At 42.2% G+C, this 19,562-nt stretch carries 16 protein-coding genes; 3 read left to right on the forward strand and 13 right to left on the reverse strand.

What is annotated here, in order from left to right:
• Positions 1-79: 79 nt before the first annotated feature.
• The 4 genes from FNW02_RS00005 to FNW02_RS00020 form a co-directional block, all read right to left on the reverse strand.
• Positions 80-394: a ZIP family metal transporter gene (locus FNW02_RS00005; protein WP_225225311.1), complete on the reverse strand. Its 315-nt coding sequence runs from the start codon at positions 392-394 to the stop codon at positions 80-82.
• A 163-nt stretch (positions 395-557) separates the two neighbouring features.
• A complete protein-coding gene (locus FNW02_RS00010; protein WP_191755562.1) occupies positions 558-1,214 on the reverse strand; it encodes a DUF1295 domain-containing protein in 657 nt (218 codons plus the stop codon).
• 38 nt (positions 1,215-1,252) lie between these two features.
• Entirely contained in the window at positions 1,253-2,023 is a 771-nt protein-coding gene (locus FNW02_RS00015) for an SDR family oxidoreductase (protein ID WP_191755563.1), read from the reverse strand.
• A gap of 131 nt (positions 2,024-2,154) precedes the next feature.
• On the reverse strand, positions 2,155-3,012 hold the full coding sequence (locus tag FNW02_RS00020; protein WP_191755564.1) for a nuclear transport factor 2 family protein: 858 nt from the start codon (positions 3,010-3,012) through the stop codon (positions 2,155-2,157).
• 83 nt (positions 3,013-3,095) lie between these two features.
• Between FNW02_RS00020 and murG the strand changes: the two genes are divergently transcribed.
• On the forward strand, positions 3,096-4,169 hold the full coding sequence (murG, locus tag FNW02_RS00025) for an undecaprenyldiphospho-muramoylpentapeptide beta-N-acetylglucosaminyltransferase (RefSeq protein WP_191755565.1): 1,074 nt from the start codon (positions 3,096-3,098) through the stop codon (positions 4,167-4,169).
• Between the two features lie 78 nt (positions 4,170-4,247).
• Here murG and FNW02_RS00030 read toward each other — a convergent pair whose 3' ends face one another.
• From FNW02_RS00030 to FNW02_RS00050, 5 genes are all read right to left on the reverse strand, one after another.
• A complete protein-coding gene (locus FNW02_RS00030) occupies positions 4,248-4,727 on the reverse strand; it encodes a MarR family winged helix-turn-helix transcriptional regulator (protein WP_191755566.1) in 480 nt (159 codons plus the stop codon).
• A 19-nt stretch (positions 4,728-4,746) separates the two neighbouring features.
• A complete protein-coding gene (locus tag FNW02_RS00035) occupies positions 4,747-5,601 on the reverse strand; it encodes an ABC transporter permease (protein WP_191755567.1) in 855 nt (284 codons plus the stop codon).
• On the reverse strand, positions 5,558-6,412 hold the full coding sequence (locus FNW02_RS00040) for an ATP-binding cassette domain-containing protein (protein ID WP_191755568.1): 855 nt from the start codon (positions 6,410-6,412) through the stop codon (positions 5,558-5,560). The genes FNW02_RS00035 and FNW02_RS00040 overlap by 44 nt, the downstream gene beginning before the upstream one ends.
• Positions 6,413-7,020: 608 nt before the next feature.
• Positions 7,021-7,845: a response regulator gene (locus FNW02_RS39840; RefSeq protein WP_191755569.1), complete on the reverse strand. Its 825-nt coding sequence runs from the start codon at positions 7,843-7,845 to the stop codon at positions 7,021-7,023.
• On the reverse strand, positions 7,838-10,303 hold the full coding sequence (locus FNW02_RS00050; RefSeq protein ID WP_191755570.1) for a hybrid sensor histidine kinase/response regulator: 2,466 nt from the start codon (positions 10,301-10,303) through the stop codon (positions 7,838-7,840). Before FNW02_RS00050 ends, FNW02_RS39840 begins: the two co-directional genes overlap by 8 nt.
• A 650-nt stretch (positions 10,304-10,953) precedes the next feature.
• Between FNW02_RS00050 and FNW02_RS00055 the strand changes: the two genes are divergently transcribed.
• The gene (locus tag FNW02_RS00055) at positions 10,954-11,112 is read left to right on the forward strand and encodes a hypothetical protein (RefSeq protein ID WP_225225312.1); all 159 of its coding nucleotides are present in this window, start codon (positions 10,954-10,956) and stop codon (positions 11,110-11,112) included.
• A gap of 76 nt (positions 11,113-11,188) precedes the next feature.
• On the opposite strand, the gene FNW02_RS00060 is transcribed toward FNW02_RS00055, so the two are convergent.
• The 3 genes from FNW02_RS00060 to FNW02_RS39845 form a co-directional block, all read right to left on the reverse strand.
• Entirely contained in the window at positions 11,189-13,885 is a 2,697-nt protein-coding gene (locus tag FNW02_RS00060; RefSeq protein ID WP_225225313.1) for a GAF domain-containing protein, read from the reverse strand.
• A gap of 420 nt (positions 13,886-14,305) precedes the next feature.
• The gene (locus tag FNW02_RS00065; RefSeq protein ID WP_191755571.1) at positions 14,306-15,955 is read right to left on the reverse strand and encodes an alpha/beta hydrolase; all 1,650 of its coding nucleotides are present in this window, start codon (positions 15,953-15,955) and stop codon (positions 14,306-14,308) included.
• Positions 15,956-16,534: 579 nt separating this feature from the next.
• Positions 16,535-17,350, reverse strand: coding sequence for a helix-turn-helix domain-containing protein (locus FNW02_RS39845; protein ID WP_191755572.1), 816 nt, complete (start codon positions 17,348-17,350; stop codon positions 16,535-16,537).
• A 458-nt stretch (positions 17,351-17,808) separates the two neighbouring features.
• Here FNW02_RS39845 and FNW02_RS00075 point away from each other — a divergent pair, with 458 nt between their 5' ends.
• Positions 17,809-18,252, forward strand: coding sequence for a hypothetical protein (locus tag FNW02_RS00075; RefSeq protein ID WP_191755573.1), 444 nt, complete (start codon positions 17,809-17,811; stop codon positions 18,250-18,252).
• A 129-nt stretch (positions 18,253-18,381) separates the two neighbouring features.
• Here FNW02_RS00075 and FNW02_RS00080 read toward each other — a convergent pair whose 3' ends face one another.
• Complete coding sequence (locus FNW02_RS00080; RefSeq protein ID WP_191755574.1) at positions 18,382-19,446, reverse strand: M28 family peptidase; 1,065 nt, start codon at positions 19,444-19,446, stop codon at positions 18,382-18,384.
• Positions 19,447-19,562 lie beyond the last annotated feature (116 nt).

The following is a 19,562-nucleotide window of genomic DNA, read 5'->3' on the forward strand; positions in this document are numbered from 1 at the left end:
GGAGAAAGAACGCAATCAAAAAAAAGCCAGCGTCTATTGGGGTTTTAAAACCAAGGATGCACGTAAAAAAATGCAGCGTTTATATCCGAGCATTTAACCTAGCAAAATTGCCTTGGCAGACTACTAGCAGCATCCCCGCAACAATGATTAAAGCTGCACTAGCTTGGGATTGACCTTGAGCTATTGCTGCTTCCTTTGCTGGCACAATTAAGGAAAAGGATGTTGCTGCTAACATCACTCCCCCACCAAACCCCAGCATGATTCCCTGCACTCGCTGTGTGAGATTTATTGGTAATAAAACTGGCAAAGCACCGATGACTGTGGCAAGTCCTGCGCCTAAACTAGCGTAGGCGTAGCCCGCCGCAGGCATCGCACCGATTACAAGGCTTTCCATAGCTGGGATTATTTATCCAATTTTCTAAATAAATCATAGTCGAAATGAGTATGATTTGCAACTAATCTGATAAAAAAATCGCAGACAGAAAAATGTCTGCGACTGGCAAAAATATATCTTTAGAATGATTAATTATTCGACCAAACCTGCATCTTAATAGTAATTACCAAATAAACGGAATCAAGCGAACACTGGATTGTTTGTACTCAGCATACTCTGGATATTTGGCGGACATTGACTGGTCTTTCTGGGACATACGCTGGAGATAAGTAAACAAAACTGTTAGTGGTACTAAATAAGCCCAAGGTGAACCAGCCACTACACTAAAACTTAGATACCGCAATAAATCGCCTAAGTAATTAATATTACGAGAAAATCGCCAGATTCCATCACGAACCAGCCCCGCACCGTGCTGCTTAGCGGCAAGCTTTTGGACATCAGCGGTAGCATTAATCAGCGTACCAAAAGTATATAGTGGCAGTGCTATAGCAGTCGCCGTCATTGATAGAGGGACGGGATTGGTAAATGCCAGATATCCTGGTAGGGCATACAAAAGCCCAATAAAAAATAATACAGAGACGAACCCACTAATCCCCATAGGTTCATTAAATATCTGTCGTCGCTGGGGATAAAACCACTGTTCCATTAGCCACCACAGACAATAGCTAATGTGCAGACACAGATAAATAACCTGTCGAAAGTCTTGGATCCCGAAGACGACAGCAAAAGCTACCAAGCAGAAAATTGTGAGAACTTTTGCTGTGTTAATGGCTGTGAGTGCTGTCACCCTAGTTTTTTCAACGTTGGTAGTATTTTGCATGGGTTTAGCAACCTAGTCTTCTTATAATATGGGTACTTTTATGTTCGTCGATTAACCAATGTGGCGCTAGCTTGGTCAACCGGCATAAGTACGACTTCGTTGATATTGACATGAGGCGATCGCGTAACACAGAAAAATATCACATCAGCTATATCCTCTGGAGTGAGGGGAGTCACTCCTTGGTAAACCTTTTTGGCACGTTCAGTATCACCATGAAAGCGCACATCGCTAAATTCTGTCTCTACCATACCTGGGTCAACAGAAGTTACACGTACAGGGGTTCCCAACAAATCTTGTTTTAAGCCTTCAGAAATTGCCCTGACAGCAGCTTTTGTAGCACAGTAGACATTACCACCAGGATAGGTTTGATGTCCGGCGATGGAACCTAGATTTACTACATGACCACGACCACGACTTACCATTCCAGGAACAATATAACGCGTGAGATAAAGCAAACCCTTAACGTTGGTATCAATCATTTCTTCCCAGTCTTGGAAGTTAGCTTCGTGCAACTTGTCTAAACCGCGACTCAGACCAGCATTGTTAATTAGGATATCAATATCAGACCAAGAAGGCGGTAGGGTAGAAATAGCAGATTCAACAGCAGCGCGATCGCACACATCTAGCTGTAACAAATGAATCTGTAGAGACGTTACATGTAACGTTTCTACTAGCTGTTGCAAACGTTCTAATCGCCGCGCCGCCAAAATCAGTTTCGCACCCGTACCCGCGAAGATTCTGGCACAAGCAGCACCAATGCCACTACTTGCACCAGTGATCAAAATAATTTTATTTTCCAGAGAAATCATTGTTGGTTAAAAGTCAATGGTCAATATTTGGACTTTAGACTCTTGATTAAATAACTGCTGGTCTGTTGCAAAAGTTTGGTGGTCAGATCCCCGACTTCTTTAAGAAGTCGGGGATCTAATGAGACAGACCACTACTTTTTCACGACTTGCAAACGCTGAGTTACCATTGTCAGACCTTCGCCTCTGAGAACCACAGCAGAAACCCATTGGCTACCAGGGGTAGATGGTGCTTGTCCGACTTTAAAAAGTCCGCCTGATGTAAGTAATTCCAAATTTACAGTTGTGGGGTTGAGATATTTATTTGGTTGGATAGGTTCTTCCAAAGCTGTTCCCAGGAGAAAATCCTCACCCAGTGGCTCTTGGACGATCGCATCAAAACTATATTTCTGACCGACTCTCACCTGTTGGGGTAATTTGAAATCAATTTGGGGTGGCTTTCTACCAGAAGTTAGTAGGGTGCGTTCTGCCAAAATGTCTTGGCGAACGATTTTTGCATTTGTAAGGCGCTGACGCGATGTAATTGAGGCATTAAGAGCTACATTATTACTGTTAGCAGAGGGTAAGCCAGTGATATTAGTTACTGTTTCGGCGACGATCGCATTACCTTCAGATTTCCAAGAGCGTAGCTGTGTGCTGTATCGAAGATTTGGATATCTTTGCCAGAGTGAAGTTAAAGCTTTTTCCAAAGTTTGACGATTTAATCCATCCCCATGAATGAAATTAGTACCGTAGAATTGCATCACCCCTTTGACATCGCCTTTACTAGCGGCTGCATCAATTTGTGTCAACAGATTTTTCAGTTCCGCGGGTGCATTTTGAACAGTAGTACGTTGAGCAAGTTCCCCAGATTTAAGTAATTGTTGTGGTGTATTAGCTTGAGCGCGTTGCCAACTACTGCTTAAACCAAGTGTCAGTAGGAACAACATCAACCAGATACTAACGGGAAATTTGGGAGTGCGTTTCACTAATAAGGCAATAATGTTATTCATTGGTAAGAGTTTACTGATTTGAGTAGAAAGGTAGGGAAATTGTTTTATCTTAGTTAAGCTAGGCGCTAAACGGTAGAGGTTTGATGGCAAACGCACCGATAAAATTACTAATAGCTGCCAGTGGGACTGGTGGACACTTATTTCCAGCGATCGCACTGGCACAAAAACTGCCAGATTATGAAATCGAATGGCTGGGCGTACCCAATCGCCTAGAAACTCAACTTGTCCCCAAACAGTATCTTTTGCATACTATTGCAGTTGAAGGGTTTCAGCAAGGGTTTGGACTCTCCTCTATCCGCATCTTGGGTAAACTCATCAGTTCGATTCTGGAAGTTAGGCGAATTCTCAAACAGGGAAATTTTCAAGGGGTGTTTACCACAGGAGGTTATATTGCAGGGCCAGCCGTCATCGCGGCGCGTTCCCTCGGTTTACCTGTGGTTTTTCACGAATCTAATGCTTTACCTGGTAAAGTGACTCGCTTTTTTGGCCCTTGGTGCAGTGCGGTAGCTCTGGGATTTACAGAAGCTACTAAGTATTTACCTCGTGCCAAAAATGTCTGCGTAGGTACTCCCGTGCGATCGCAATTCTTAGATGAAAGATTTAATACACCACTAGATTTTCCCATTCCTGATGGTGCTCCCTTGATTGTCGTCTTTGGTGGTAGTCAGGGTGCAGTTGCAGTGAATAAGTTGGTGCGCCAATCAGCTCAAGCTTGGTTTGATGCTGGTGCGTATGTCGTGCATTTAACTGGCGATCGCGATCCCGAAGCAGATAATCTAAAGCATTCGCAGTATATAGAGTTGCCCTTTTACGACAACATGGCGGCTTTATTGCGACGAGCTTCTTTAGCAATTAGTCGTTCTGGTGCGGGTAGTTTAACAGAATTAGCGGTGTGTGGAACGCCAGCGATTTTGATTCCTTACCCTTTTGCTGCGGAAGACCATCAATCCTACAATGCGGATATATTTACAAAAGCTGGTGCGGCGTTAACATTTCAGCAATCAGAGTTGACAGCTGAAATATTGCAAACTCAGGTGTTGAATTTGTTGCGATCGCCAGATGAGTTGGCAAAAATGGGAGAGAAAGCAAAAGCGATCGCTGTTCCCGATAGTGCTGAGAAATTGGCTTCTTTGGTACGTGAGGTGCTGGAGATGTAAGTCTCGCTATTAGATCCCCGACTTATTTAAGAAGTCGGGGATCTGACCACCGCCAACTAGAAAGCAATTGTTCAGCAGTTAGGGATCTAGAGATTTGAGTTCCGTTTGCTCGAAGACATTTTTGAGTAGAGCTAAGCCTTCTTCGATATTTGAAATTTGTTCTGCGGTAAGATCTTTCAATAGGTCAGAAATATGAGCACGAGTTTGATCTTGGGATTGCTTAAGATGATGCTTGCCATCTTCAGTCAGATTCAGGATAACCCGCCGCCGCTCTTGAGGATGATCACTGCGTTCTACTAGGTTGCGTTGTACTAGGCGTTCTGTTGTGGCGGATGCGGTGGCACAAGTAACACCTAGATGTTCTGCCAGTTCCGATATTGAGGCTCCTGGATTTCGGTTGATAAATGCTAGCGATCGCAACTGAGGTATAGATAAAAAAGCAGCGCTGTGAGCACGCATATCCGCTCGGATAAACCGCATCACCAATGGAACTGTATCCATCACTATAGCGGCACATTCTTGGGAAGTTGCACCTTTAGCGGGTTTATCCAAGGTCATGGGACGGTTATTCTCCTGATTACATTGCTACCCGTGGATAAAGTTTTCCACAGATAATCGTCAAGCCTATTAATGTTACCAAGAGAATTGTACAATCCAGACCAAAACCATGGAGGCTAGTACCATTCAGCAGCATCGTACCGCGTAAGGCGTCAACCTCATAAGTCAAGGGATTTAAGCGGGAAATAAACTTTAACCAATTTGGCATCAGTGAGATGGGATAAATAGCATTACTGGCAAAAAATAACGGCATGGTTAACAATTGCCCAATTCCTGTCATCCGCTCTCGTGACTTTACCAGACAGCCAATAATTAATGAAAAAATACAAAAGCAACCTGCTCCCAGCATGACTATCAATAGCACTTTCAGAATCGCCAGGGGATGGAGATTGAGTTTGACACCTAACAACAATGCCAATCCATAAATGAATACTACCTGTGATAAGCACCGTACTCCACATGCTATTGCTTTGCCTAACGCCATTGCTACACGAGGTGTAGGGCTAGCCAGGAATTTATGCACAATTCCTAAATCGCGCTCCCAAATCAGCGTCATCCCACCAGTGAAAATTGCCACAAACAGCACACTCTGTGCTAGTATACCAGCGGTCATAAAGTCCAAATAGGGTAAGTTCCCTGTGGGAATCGCTTTAGTACGGGAGAAAACTTGCCCAAAAATTAGTAGCCATAATACTGGTTGTACGGCTCGTATAATTAAATCTGTGGGATCATGTCGCAGTTTCCTCACTTCAAGTTCTGCAATTACAAGGGATTTTGTTACTAGCTCATGAATTGCAGAGATCACATTAGCCCGGCGAATGGGTAGTGGCTCAACCCAACCGCTGAGCAGCACGTCTGTTTCTTGCGGTTTCACGGTAGCTGACTCCTGATGCTAATTGGTCGCCTGTATAATAAATAAACACATCATCCAAAGTTGCGTTAGGCTGATTTAGAGAGGCTTTTAAGTCACTGGGTGTACCTGTAGTGATAACTTTACCTTGCTGCATAATCGCTACTCGGCTACACAGACTGTCGGCTTCTTCTAAAAAGTGGGTTGTTAAAAATATAGTTGTGCCATAATCTGCACAGAGTTGTTGCACAAGTTTCCATACCTGAGTCCGAGCTAGTGGATCTAGTCCTACAGTCGGCTCATCAAGAAATAAAATTCGCGGTTGATGCAGGATTGATTGGGCTATTTCCAGCTTGCGGATCATGCCACCAGAGTAAGTTCGCACTAGGCGATTTGCGGCATCCTGTAAATCCATGAACGCCAACATATCATGAATATGGCGATCGCGTCTCTTCCAGGGAATTTCGTACAGCTTGGCAAAAATTAAGAGATTTTCGTAACCAGTAAGGCTGCCATCAGCAGAGAGGGCTTGAGGCACATAGCCGATAACCCGTCTAACAGCAGTGGCTTGCCGAGTCACGTCATAACCAGCCAGGATTGCCTTCCCACTACTCAAAGGCAGCAAAGTCGTCAACATCTTAATAACTGTACTCTTACCTGCCCCATTGGGGCCAAGCAAGCCAAATACTTCACTCTGTTCCACAGATATGTTTAGGTGCTCAACGGCAGTTACCTTGCCAAAGCGGCGTGTGAGTCCCTGAGTTTCTAGAATGATCGGTCTTGCCCCGCACTCAGGCGGTTCTGACCGATTTGCTTGCCCTGTTATTATTGTCACAAGTTCGATGCACTTCCTTCGTTTAGATAAGCTAACTATTAGCTTCTCAATATATTTGTAGGAAGTCAATAGGTTTCTGGCATAAATCCTTGCTCTCAGAGGATGTCTGAGAAGTATTAAATATTTCGCTTGATCCCCCCTAGCCCCCCTTTTTAAGGCTACCGTGTACACACATCTCTGTACAAAACCAAAATCGTTATAGATCCCCCTAAATCCCCCTTAAAAAGGGGGACTTTAAGAAGTTTTTGCCCCCCTTTTGAAGGGGGGTTGGGGGGAGCAAAAGTCCGTGGGGCAACTCTAGAAGACTTGTGTGTACACCGTAGCTTTTTAAGGGGGGAACCGGAATCAAAGTCCCCCTTTTTAAAGGGAGCCACTGTGTTGGGGAGACAGCGCCGTGGGCGGGTTTCCCGACTTGAGGCGACTGTCGTCGGGTTTCCCGACTTGTAGCAAGTGGCGTGGATTTAGGGGGATCTACAAGTCTCGAATACAACACCAAAAAGTTTTCAGACATCCTCTCATACCGATTTAATTAATGATTGCAACAAATCCTTCGGTAGAGACGTTGCATTGCTTGTAGAGACGTTGCATTGCAACGTCTCTACAATGGTCTAGTTGTTCTGCTGTGGGCGAGTGGTGATATTGCGAACACTGGCACAATGATATCCCTGTCCATTTAGCTCTAGATAATTGAGGTTTATTTCTACTCTAATATCTCGACCATCTTGAGTTTGGTGAATAGATTCAAAGGTGAAAGCACCTTTGTGTTTGAGTTCTTCCCATTGTAAGCACCAAGTAACCGCTGAAAAATTTGGATCGATATTGTGAACAGTCATGGTCAGCAGTTGTTCGCGTGAATAACCAAGAGTTTGGCAAGCTGCTTCATTCACATAGACAATTTGAGCATCTGAATTAATAAAAAATATCGAGTCCTTAAACCTGTCTAAATAAAACTGGCTGAGTCGCAGTGCTAATTCTGCTTTTTGGCGATCGCAAATTTCCTTTTGCAACCGGATATTTTGCTCGGTGAGTTGCTTTTGCAACCTCCGAATAGTCAGGTTATTCTCTACACGAGCAAAAACTTCTTCTTCACTAAACGGTTTAGTGATGTAATCTACGCCCCCAACGGCAAAGGCTTTAACTTTGTCGAGTACCTCATCCAGAGCGCTAATAAAAATCACCGGAATATCACAGGTTTTCTCCGAAGCTTTGAGATGTTGACAGACTTCATACCCATTCATCTCCGGCATCATAATATCGAGCAAAATTAGATCAGGCGGGGCGGCTTGCGCTGTCTTCAAAGCTGTTTGCCCGTTGATCACTCTGCGAATTTCATACCCCATTTGAGTGAGCATTGCAGATAAAAGTCGCAAATTATCTGGTGTATCGTCAACAACTAGAATATTTGCTTTAAATGACTGAAGATGATTATTCATTCTCTTCTGATTGTGTTAAATCAATGACTTTATCAATACGAAAGTTATTGACCCAATCAGCCAGGGTGTTTGCCAAGTAGGCAGATTCTTGAGGAATTTGCTCAAGCAAGCTGAAAATTAGCTTTTCATCGGTACACAGTGCTGCTTGATGTAGCTTTTCCACCCACCCAGAGGGCATTCGAGTCAGCACCTCTTTTAATGAGCAACACTCAATCTCTGAATTTTCGCCAAATTGGTCTACTTTCAGGGCTTCTTGCTCATAGATATAGCGTACTCCTAAATATTGAGCCATCTTGTTCAAAATTACTTCTTCTCGGAATGGCTTACGTACGAAATCGTTACAGCCTGTAGATAAAATTACAGATCGTTCCTCATCAAAGGCACTAGCAGTCAGAGCAATGATGATAGTAGCTTGACCTTTTAAATGGGTTTTGATCTGTCTAGTGGCTTCATACCCATTCATCACAGGCATCCGCATATCCATCCAAATTAGGTGAGGTTCCCAAGTCTCCCAGAGATTTACCCCTTCTTGACCATTTTTAGCTTCACGTACCTCAAAGCCAAGTGATGTCAGCATCTTGACTAGGAGTAGCCGATTCTCCCATTTATCTTCAACTACTAAGATGCGATACCTTGGTTGACTAGGCTCAAGACCAATCACTCGTCGTTTTAGCTGTCGAGTTTTAACTTCAGTCACTTTTGCTAGGCTAATCTTGATATCAAAAGCAAAAATCGTTCCTTGATCTAAATTACTGCTAACAGAGATGTTTCCCCCCATCAGGCGCACAAATTGTTGGCTAATAGTTAAACCAAGACCAGTTCCTTGTTGAGATTTTCGACCAGTTTCCGTTTGAACAAAGGGTTTAAATAAATTCTCCAGTTCATCTGGTGCAATACCAGGCCCAGTGTCTTCGACTTCAAAATGTAACAAGCAGGATGGGGACTGAGAATTTTGTCTTGCTTCGGCTTCTTGCTTGATTCCGACTCGCAAAATAACACCACCTTCTTCAGTAAATTTAATGGCGTTACCAAGGAGATTTATCAAGACTTGACGTAATTTACTCTCGTCTGTAAGTACATATTGCGGGACTTCTGGAGTACGCTCAAAGATTAGCTGTAAGCCCTTAGATTCTGCTTTGAGTCGCAACATCTCTACGAAAGAGTCAAGTAGAGAATACAAGTCAAAACTATTTTCATTTAGTGTCGTTCGTCCGGCTTCAATTTTGGACATTGACAACACGTCATTGATCAAGGTCAGCAAATGTTCGCCACTGCGATTAATTATTTCTAGATGTTCTAACTGACAAGGACTCAAAGAGCGATCGCGAGTCATGAGCTGTGTAAAGCCGAGAATACTGTTGAGGGGGGTACGGAGTTCGTGGCTCATATTGGCCAGAAATTCGCTTTTGGCAAGATTTGCAGCTTCGGCTTCTTGGGCTTTTACCTCCAATTGACGGCTGTAATTTTCTAACTGTTCACGAGACATTTTTAACTCTCGCATCAACCAATACACTCCAATCAATAGTGTTCCCACTGACCCCAGTCCCACCAGCATGATTGTCCCTGCGATCTGACGAGCTGGAGCAAATGCTTCTTCTTGATCCATCTCAACTACTAAGGCCAGGTCTTGGCCGTTTAGCCAGCGATACACTCCAATGACTGGTACTCCAGCATAGTTGCGATAAAGTCCAAAGCCTCTAACTCCACTCATGGCCGCATCAATACCTTGACTGCTGACACTTTCAGAGACTTCTTGTGTGTTGACTTGCGCTTTTGAGATAAAGGTATTTTTAGTTATGAGACCAACTAAATAGGTTGTGCCGCTTTTACCCAAGCCTGTACGCTCGCGGATGATTTGATCAATTTGGTCTAAGTTTAGATGAGCTAAAAGCACACCTTGTCTTACTCCAACCGCGTCACGTAAAGGTGTCGCTAAGGTAACTGATGGCTTATTAGTTACATGGGAGACATAAAAGATAGGAGCAAAGGAGTCTCCCGGCTCAATGTGTTCAACATCAGTCATGTTTGCTAAAACTTCGTACTGACGTTCACGCCGCTTGTCAGTAGATAAAATGACCCGATTGCTGCGATCAAGAATAAAAATCTCGTTAAGATTCGGTTTAAGTTTAGTTACCTCCATGAAGTACTTAGAGACAATTGTGGAAGCGGCATGATGTTTTGCATTAGATATTTCATAACTTAGGAGTATCTTTAGGTTCGCTTGTACGTCTGGAAATTGAGTTGTTAACAAAAAATCTCGCTGTTGATCTGCAAACCATCGAGAAATTTCTTCTTCTTTGAGCGTTGCAGTTACACTTAATCGCTCAAAGGCGGCTTGCTTTAAAGCTTCTCTAGCTTGCATGAAGGCTACTCCTCCTACGACAGCAACACTCACTAAAGACAGGAGTAAGAAGGAACTGGCAACTTTAGTTGTTAGGTGCTTATTCCAAAACTTCATAAGTTATAGTCCCGAAAAATCAAAGTAACAGTAAAAGACAATACTACTCAGTGATGAAATTCAATAGGTTTGTAATCAGAGTCAATACTGAGATGCCAATATGGAATTTATCACCTCTTTTTTTAGTATTTATGCAATAAACAGCATGTTTTTTAAGTCTTTGAAAAATGGGTTTTTATGATTAAATCTGCGTTCTAATTTTTACCTTTTATTTGACTTACTTTCATTCATCAAAAATTTGTTTACTCTGCTCAATTGCTTTGAGAATATGCCAGTTTGCTACTAAATAGGTTAGATTGCAATATATTAGTGCAAGCAACAACGAATGAGCTGAGTATCAAGACCGTGAGTATATAGCGATCGCTAATTTGTCTTGACACTAGACTAGAAGTCTGCTGAGTTGTTTGCTGATTATTCAAGTCTTGCAGAATTTGACTGGTTTTTGTTTTGGATATCATGCTTGTAGAACTCGCATCTCACCTTGGGTAGATGTACTTAACTTAATACCTTTTGGAAGTTATCTCATTAAAAAAAGAATTTCTTCAAAAAGTCTCAAACTTCAGCATGACGAGCTATTTGTAAAATTTACTTACCAGTTAAGCATCATTTTTGACAATTAAAAGAGGTTAGTGAAGCTTTTCGCTTAACTGATGTCTCTAACAATGCATGCATGGGATTTGATTGACGCCATAATCCATGAATGGCATGAAAGTGCCATAGCAATTACTAGCCCTGATCTAACAGCAGCTTTTAATGATGAGGCTGATGAGGTATTCTTAACACAGCCTTCTAATAAAAATTCTGCGTGAATTTTCGTGTGTCAGATAATTTCAGTGAATACTCAATAATAGAGAATATAGAGCCGCCAGAAGTTAAACTGACGGCTTATGGCTCGCTCAAAACGTCGTCAATTGCGTGTAATAATTCGTAGAAAGTGTAGGGCTTCTTCACAAATACACTGACGCCAGCGCCAGCAGCTTCAACAAGCTGGTTGTTTGCCGCGATGCCGCTAATCCCAATAATTTTGACTTGTGGGTTCATTTGTTGCAGGATGCGAATGGTAGTTAACCCATCCATCGATGGCATCATCATATCCATCAACACAATGCTGATTTTATCTTTGTGCTGGGCATAGGATGAGATTGCCTCAATGCCATTACTAGCTGTTAGGGTTCTGTAGTTGTAGTCTTCTAACGAAGTTTTGGTAATCTCTAGGATAGCGGCTTCATCATCTACAACTAAAATTAGTTCTCCGTTGCCATTAGGTAATTCTAAGTTCTCTGTTTGCTGCTTTGTTCTTTCTTTGACAGCAGGCAAGTAGACCTGAAATTTAGTACCTTTGCTTACCTCGCTCTCGACGTTAATAAAACCACCGTGGTTTTTGACAATACCAATTACAGTTGGTAGACCTAGCCCTGTGCCTTTGCCCGATTCTTTAGTTGTGAAGAAGGGTTCAAAAATTCGATCCAAAATTAGTGGGGGGATGCCAAATCCCGTATCTGAGATAGTTATGACCACATAGGAACCCACATGAGCATCCAGATTCATCTTGGCAAAGTTTTCATCAACGAATAAATTTTCTGCTGAAATATACAAAGTGCCACCTTCGGGCATTGCATCACGAGCGTTGACGCATAAGTTCGTTAACACCTGATGCATTTGTGTGGGATCTGCCACTATAGTCCAGAGGTTTTGTGTAGGTAGACTCTTACTAAGTTTGATAGATTTGGGAAATGTGCTGTTAATAATTTGCTCAATTTCCAACAGTAGGTATTCTAATTGCAAAGTAACACCCCTGCCTTCAGAACCACGTGCAAACGTCAGAATTTGCTTAACCAAATCCGCTCCACGTTTAGAGTTCTGTTCGAGAACCTTTAGCAGTGGCTTATAGCGCGCGTCGAGATTGGGAAGTTTGAGCGCCAACATTTGCGCTGAGGACATAATGGGCGTCAGGATGTTGTTGAGGTCGTGGGCAATGCCCGAAGCTAGTGTACCAAGGCTTTCCAGGCGTTGAGCACGGAGAAATTGAGCTTCTAATTGTTTTTTCTCAGTGATGTCGGTATCAATAATGAGGATGGATTTGGGTTGCTCTGCTTCATCACGCATTAGTATCAAGCGACTGGCGACGATGACTTCCTTGCCAGATCTTGTCAGTTTACGCAATTCACCTTGCCACGAGCCATACTCAATCACAATCTTTTCCGCTTCTTCGAGTTGTGGCGAAATTTCTTGACGAAAAAGCTTATTAACATTTTTTTTGTTCGCTTCTGTTGCCGAAAAGCCGTACAGCCTCTCAGCGCCTTGATTCCAGAATAAAATTTGCTGCTCTAGAGTGCAGACAATAATCGCGTCTGTGGTGATATCGAGTAGAGCCGCTTGTTCACGGATTTTTTGTTCTGCCCATCTGCGCTCAATTGTCGTAGCCAGCACATTAGCGATCGCCTGTAAAAAGTGAATATCATCTTGAGTAAACTCTCGGTGTTTGGTTGTGTGTGCACCTAAAATACCAAAAGGTTGTTTCTGACCCTGGATGATGACGCTAATACCGCTGACTACTCCGTGGTCTTGTAGCAATGGTGGGCCACTAAACCGCGTGTCTTCCCGAAGGTCGTAAACAATTACTGGTTCACTAGAAAGTAGCGTATAGCCTGCTTGAGAGTCACTTCCTCCACCTACTATTCCATCTCCCATGAGTTCTGAGTGCCAACCGACTCCTGCTCTTAAAAGTAAATTGTTGTTTTCAGGAAGCAGTTCTAAAACCTTGCTATACTCTACCTCAAGGCTTTTAGTAATCAGAGCAACAGCTTCGTTCATTAATGCGTACAAGTCTGTATCGGCCAGAGCCAATTGACCTAGTTTGGCTACGGCTGCTTGCTGGCGTGCCCGTGCTCTTAGACCCGATTCTATCCGCTTGCGCTCAGCAAGTTCAGTTTGTACCTGCTCATACAGTTCCGACTGCTGGATGGCAATACCCACCTGCATTGCCAATTGTTGGAGAAAATCGATTTCCCACGATTGCCACTGCCTGGATGTCTCACACTGGTTAGCAACTAATAATCCCCACAAATTTTCTCCTTGTAAAATGGGGACTGCCAAATTTGCCTTGACTTGAAACTGAGCAAGTAAATCGCGATGGCATTCGGTAAGATTTGTTGTATAAATATCTGCTACAGCTTGGAAGCATCCCTGTCTGTACTCTTCACCACAAGTTTCTATGAAATAAGTGTCTTGGACTTGGGCGTTCAGAACAGAAATCCAACCCTCGGCGACTGACTCTACTACCACAGCCCCACTGTAATCTGGCTCAAAGCGATAAATAAATACTCGGTCTGCCTGTAACAACTGTCGTACTTCAGCTACAGTCGTGTTTAAAACCTTGTTCAGATTCAAACTTTGGCGGATGCGCTGTGCAACAGCCATCACCAATCGCTGTAGCTCAATTTGCTGTTTTAATGATGTCTCTACACGCTGGCGATCGCTAATTTCCTGTTGCAAAACTGTATTGGCTTGTGAAACAGCAGTACATTCCTCAATGTTTATCTCTAAATCTTCCTGAGCTTGGTGTAGCACCTCGTTGTTCATGTGTAACATGCCTGACCTAATCTGTTAGGTTATTAATATTTTGTGGCAACTACTTGTACCTACTGTTATTGCCCATAGCCTATATTTTGTCAGAGTACACACACTTTAAATCATCCTTTCCACAGATTATCTAACCAAAACTTAAATATTTCTCAAAATGTCTTAAATACTATCATGGCAAAGATTTCAGATTCTTGATCCTTTCTGGAGGGTGAGAATAAAAATATTTGGTTTAAACAAGCTGATTTTTTCGACTATTTATTGATAATACTGTCAATGATGTCGATGTTGATACCATAGTAGCTTTTTTTCTCTTTCTATAGAGAGAAATATATTGTACTTACCCTAGACTTTAGACATACACACAGATAGACGATACTGCCTGATAAGTCATGTGGGTAAAGGTTTTAAGATATTTTATTATTTATCAACAAATTCTTTCACCACTGCCATAGCATCAGGGGGAATCTGCGTAATGATCCGAAATGGAAATACCGCAGTTGAAGCAAACTGAGCATAATCTGGTGTGAGAAAAATCGTATAGTTTTTAGCCTCTGGAGTCATTTGTGCAGAAAATGCCAAAGCTATAGCTTTTAGAAATTGGCGAACGTCGGTTGCTTGTTCACCCACGATTTCGCCACCACTAAATGGTGTATTTGGTTGTCCTGCTTGATCCAAAGTAGTACTGGGGTCTTTCACACTCAGATGAGTACCCCCAAGTATACCTACCAGCCATTTAGGTGATGAGATTTTGTCAAATGCTACAATTTGCTCAGTTAAAGCTGGGGTACTTTTATCTGCGGAACTTGCCAAGACTAGGGTAGGGATTTGTACCTTAGTTAAACCTGTTTCGCCAAACATTAAAGAGGTTGTTGGACTTAGAGCAATCGCTTGTTTGATCCGAGTATCTCGAAGTTGATAGCTATCTTCTGGCAATTCTTGGGCAACGCACTGGATGGTTTCCCCAAAACTCAAAATAGACAAGTTATCTTTGCAACGTTGTTTGAGACGTTTTAGTTGTAACTCGGCTCCAGCAATTGCTAAGGCTGTACCACCACCAAAAGAATAGCCGATGACCATTGCGTTATTGGTTGCGAGTTTTCCTTGAAGGGGATTGTTAGCTGTTTGGTTAAGCTTTTCGAGTTCATCGAGAACAAAACTGATATCTTTTGGGCGATTTAAAAACTCTTGAGGCTGCAAAAACCTTGTCTTGCCTTGGATTGCTAAGTCGGTACTTGTTCCATTGCTACCAGGATGTTCTAAAGCTGCGAACACATAACCGTGAGATGCTAAATGTTCTGCTAGGTAACGCAAGTCTGTACGGTTTGATCCCATCCCGTGAGAGTAGACAATTACGGGTTTGTTGAGAGTTGCAGCAGTTGACCAGTAAATATCAACAGGAATTTTGCGTTGGCGCTTTTGGTCATTTAGGTTTAATTTGAGTATCTGTACTTGGGCACTTCCTGGTTGGCTGGGGTCAAAAGGGAAAGAAATCTGCGGTTGTCTGGGGTCAAGTTGGGGAGCAATTGTCAGCATAAACTGCTGAGTGCGCCAAAAAGCTGTATTCAAACTTCCTGAAACCATGAAAGCTTGTGGCAAATTAATTTCCAGGCGTTGGCTGGGATAAGCGGCGATAAAACTTAGTACGGAAAGACCTTGAGGTGCAGTAGAGCCTAATACTAATCCCGCTCTGAGTGCTTGTACGCCGGCTTTGTCCTTTCGGACTATGGCTGTGGATATGTCGTTGAGAATCGTTGTGCCAATCTGAGTATTGAGTAATCGATTAATGGTAACAACATTTATTGGTACTCCCATCCTCAGCGCTCCCAGGAAAAAGCGGCGTTGTTCTTGCGATAATCTCTGGGTAAAAAGTTCTAAACCTGAAGGAAATTCTCCAGTTTCCGCTGCTTTTCGCAATTCTGCAAGTGAGATGGATTCTGCAAATAGACCAAAACGCACGACAACCGTTTCAGCCGCTTGTGCAGAGGTATTTGCCCCAAAAAACTGTGTGATAGCTACGGTAAACAAGAAACCCGTAACTATTTTTAGAGTTCTCCAACTTCTTCCCATAAATAGCTACAATAATTGTTACTTACGGGAATATAGCGGATATTTGTGTATTTGGCTACTCTCAAGATGAAAATAGAGGAATTGCGTATGCGATCGCACTTTGTCGATTGCTGAGTTATTAGAGTTATTCAAGACTTGCTCGCGGTTAATATTGGAAACCAGGACTATTATTAAATGACTAGTAAAATTTGATGAGAGAGGCTAACAACAATAACTAGTTGGGAAAATTTCTAGTTTTTTATTTATAATCACAGATGCACACCGATAATTTATCTACGCTTATCGGCATTTTTGTCTGTGTTTTTCATAAAATAGGCTTTTTCAAAAGCTCTAAAATAGTAGGATGGCTAGATTGATTAAATAATTAACTAATACAGGTAATTACTTCGCGATCGCGAAGTTTTGCTATTTAATAAATAACCATAGCTCCCAGAACAGATTTAACTCTAAAAACTGTTAATAATAAAAAGACAATAGCAGTTATAACTTACGTTTTTGTTGATTTATATTGATTTTTTGCTTCTTGAATAAAGCTATCTAAACTAAAATCAATAAGCAACAAACAATTTGTAAATCCAACTAACAATTATGTTGATCGGCTTTGTCCTGATCTAGCTGTGTCTTTCTCCAGACTTGGGGCGTTGTCCCGTGATGTTGGCGAAACTGACGGAAGAAATGAACGGTATTCTGATATCCCACTTTAATAGCAATATCCTCTACTGTTTCGGAAGTAAAAAGGAGTAAGTAACGTGCTGCTGCCATGCGGCGTTCAATAATCCAGCCTTGCACTGTTTTTCCTGTTTGGCGTCGCACAAGATTAGTCAAGTAAGCCGGGGAATAACCAACTTCCTGAGCGATATCACCGAGGTTAATCGGTTGCTGGTAATTGCTTTCAATAAAATGAAACACTTTGTTTAATTGGGAGTTAAATGGAAATATCGAGTTACTGTCACTCAGGTTTATAGCATCAGCAGATAGTCGCTCTATGGCTGTTTGGAACGGTGCAGTGTAGCACTGCTGAAGGGTAGCTCGTTTTCTCATACAGGCTGCGATCGCCCCTAGCAACTCCTCTAACGTACAGGGTTTAGTAAGATAGTCATCTGCTCCTAATTCCATACCTTTACGTATATCAGAACGAGTCGTTCTCACAGTGACAAAAATCAAAGGAATAATCGCTGTAGAATAGTTTTGGCGTAATTCTTTAAGGATGGAGTAACCATCAAGTTCCGGCACCATAATTTCGCAAATAATCAAGTCCGGCAAATATTGCTGTGCTTTTAGAAGACCAATAAGACCGTTTTCAGCACCAATAGCACTGAAACCTTCATACTGAAGTGCTTCTATAAACAGGCTTCGAGTTTGTGCTGCATCTTCAATGACTAGAATTTTTTTCACAGTCTCTTATGCCATTTATAAATGGTTAGCTTATAAATTAATCAATCACAAACAGGATTTATACGCAAAATAGCAAATTTTTATATCCTAGGATAGATATTTTTGTCCCTTGGCTTGATTAGTCCAAAAAAACCGAAGACTCAATACTTTCTCTTACAAGTACTCAGAACCTCCCTTATAAAAGTGGTAAGTTCCAAATCAAAGAGGAGCACAAAACCTTCTAGAGCTTTTTTTGACGAAAATCGGTGCTTAAAACCACAAAAAAAGACTTGATTCTCATCTAACTTTAATTACTGTCATTAGCTTCTAAAATTAGGCGCGAGCACTTCCAACTGAAAACTAATAACCCAAAGTCGATTAATCGCAAGCGCTATCAAGCGGGTTTAAATCCCCCACCATACCCCTTAATAACTGTTTACCGTTTACTCTTTACTGTTTACTCTTTACTGTTTGGTTTTATGCGTCGCCAATTTGCTTTTATTTTAATTTTGCTGCTCTCACTCAGCATTATTACACTATGGTGGCCTATAAATGATTCTGATTGTAACTCTGAGGCTTTTCTATCATCAAAAAGTCAAAAATTCCAAGTCCAAGCTACTAAGGTTGTTGTTCAACCTTGGCATGGAAAACATCAAGTGTATGGTATTTTTATAGTTCCTAATGAATACAAACAAACTCCATTTTTTGTATTAACAGTTATAGGTGCTGGCAACCACTGTTCAAGACCATTTGGCTACAGCCAGAATTTTGATGACATATCTGCTGAACCGGGAACCCATCTGGTGAGAGACTTTGTTAGAACTCGCACTGCTTTGCGGCTCATTCTCCAAGGTTTATACTTTCAACTCAATGATAAACAAAACTGGACTTTAACCTTTCCTGAATCTAAAGATAGGAGGTAGGAGACAGGAGGTAGGAGACAAGACATAGAACACAGGAGATAGGAGATAAGAGGTAGGAGATAGAAGTCATTAGTCATTAATTATTCTCTTTGCTGCCTCCCCTGCCTCGCAGTCCCCCTATCTTTCTAGTCAGGTTGATGGTTGAGTTTCCAAAACTTTACTTTGTTCTAACAATGTGGTAGTAGCATTTACTACAATCTGGGCTGCTCCTCTAAAAAACGATCGCTCTATGGTAGCTGGGATATCACTAGGTTGATGATAGTGAGGAGTACGCAGATTTGCAGTATCAGTTACCAAGACTGCACCGACTCCTTGATACCAAAATGGTGCATGGTCACTGCGTAAAGTATCAGGTGCTAGTAAACCTTTAAGAGGAATCGGCAATGTCAGGACTGGTGGAATATTTGATCGCTGCTCTTTATTTAAAGCTATTGGAAGGTTCATCTGTGAGTTTTGAAAAGCATTCAGCAAAGGCAAATGTTCGGTATCACCAACTACCGCTAAAAAGTCGCCCTTGTCGCTGGGTGGAGTCACAGGTAATCCAACAGGGTACTGCTGGCATCCAGCAGTGTAACAAGCATATCCCACCATATCCATGACAATTACCCCGCGCAGGTTTTGTAAGCGTGTTGCCTTGCTCACAAAAGCTTTGCTACCCAAAAGTCCTGCTTCTTCTTTGTCGAAAAAAGCTAACTGCAAAGTCCGTGGCGTTGGACGTGAACCGAAAAGTCGGGCAACTTCCAACACCACAGCTATACCACTGGCGTTATCATCAGCACCGGGAGAAGAAGCAACGGTGTCATAATGCGCTGCTACAAGAATAGCTCCAGCTGTTTTGTCTGTTCCTAAACGTTCGGCAAAGATGTTAGCACCTTCAGAGAAGTTTTCTAACTTGGGTTTCCAGCCTAATTTTCTCAGTTCAGTTGTAATATAAGTGCGAGTACGCGATCGCTCTGCTGTCGTATAACGCTGAAAATTCAACTTTTCGATGTGAGCTACTAATTGGTCAGCAGATACTTGCGGCGCAATCTTCACTTTCTGCAACTTTGGCTGTGGTTGAGCTGTTTCTACTGGAATGCTCTCAACAAGTTCTGGTGGGGAATGCTGAAACAAGCCACTGAGTGCAATACCTCTACTACCCACTACAGCAATTGCCATTAGCACCAACAGCATCAGCCAAATCCATTTTTTCATGTAAATTTCTCTATGTCTCCCAGACTTAGGGTAACGCGAATCTCTAGTCAGAATAAATTAGATAAATTGAAATTTTCTTAGCGTACAAAACCCCTGATTGGTATGTGATGTTATGA

This window comes from Komarekiella delphini-convector SJRDD-AB1 (genome assembly GCF_014831675.1).
GTDB lineage: Bacteria > Cyanobacteriota > Cyanobacteriia > Cyanobacteriales > Nostocaceae > Komarekiella.

Bases quoted from the DNA above. Each gene is read 5' to 3' on its own strand.
- FNW02_RS00005 (WP_225225311.1), bottom strand. From the start codon at position 394: ATGGAAAGCCTTGTAATCGGTGCGATGCCTGCGGCGGGCTACGCCTAC.
- FNW02_RS00010 (WP_191755562.1), bottom strand. From the start codon at position 1,214: ATGCAAAATACTACCAACGTTGAAAAAACTAGGGTGACAGCACTCACA.
- FNW02_RS00015 (WP_191755563.1), bottom strand. From the start codon at position 2,023: ATGATTTCTCTGGAAAATAAAATTATTTTGATCACTGGTGCAAGTAGT.
- FNW02_RS00020 (WP_191755564.1), bottom strand. From the start codon at position 3,012: ATGAATAACATTATTGCCTTATTAGTGAAACGCACTCCCAAATTTCCC.
- murG (WP_191755565.1), top strand. From the start codon at position 3,096: ATGGCAAACGCACCGATAAAATTACTAATAGCTGCCAGTGGGACTGGT.
- FNW02_RS00030 (WP_191755566.1), bottom strand. From the start codon at position 4,727: ATGACCTTGGATAAACCCGCTAAAGGTGCAACTTCCCAAGAATGTGCC.
- FNW02_RS39840 (WP_191755569.1), bottom strand. From the start codon at position 7,845: ATGAATAATCATCTTCAGTCATTTAAAGCAAATATTCTAGTTGTTGAC.
- FNW02_RS00050 (WP_191755570.1), bottom strand. From the start codon at position 10,303: ATGAAGTTTTGGAATAAGCACCTAACAACTAAAGTTGCCAGTTCCTTC.
- FNW02_RS00055 (WP_225225312.1), top strand. From the start codon at position 10,954: ATGTCTCTAACAATGCATGCATGGGATTTGATTGACGCCATAATCCAT.
- FNW02_RS00060 (WP_225225313.1), bottom strand. From the start codon at position 13,885: ATGAACAACGAGGTGCTACACCAAGCTCAGGAAGATTTAGAGATAAAC.
- FNW02_RS00065 (WP_191755571.1), bottom strand. From the start codon at position 15,955: ATGGGAAGAAGTTGGAGAACTCTAAAAATAGTTACGGGTTTCTTGTTT.
- FNW02_RS00075 (WP_191755573.1), top strand. From the start codon at position 17,809: ATGCGTCGCCAATTTGCTTTTATTTTAATTTTGCTGCTCTCACTCAGC.
- FNW02_RS00080 (WP_191755574.1), bottom strand. From the start codon at position 19,446: ATGAAAAAATGGATTTGGCTGATGCTGTTGGTGCTAATGGCAATTGCT.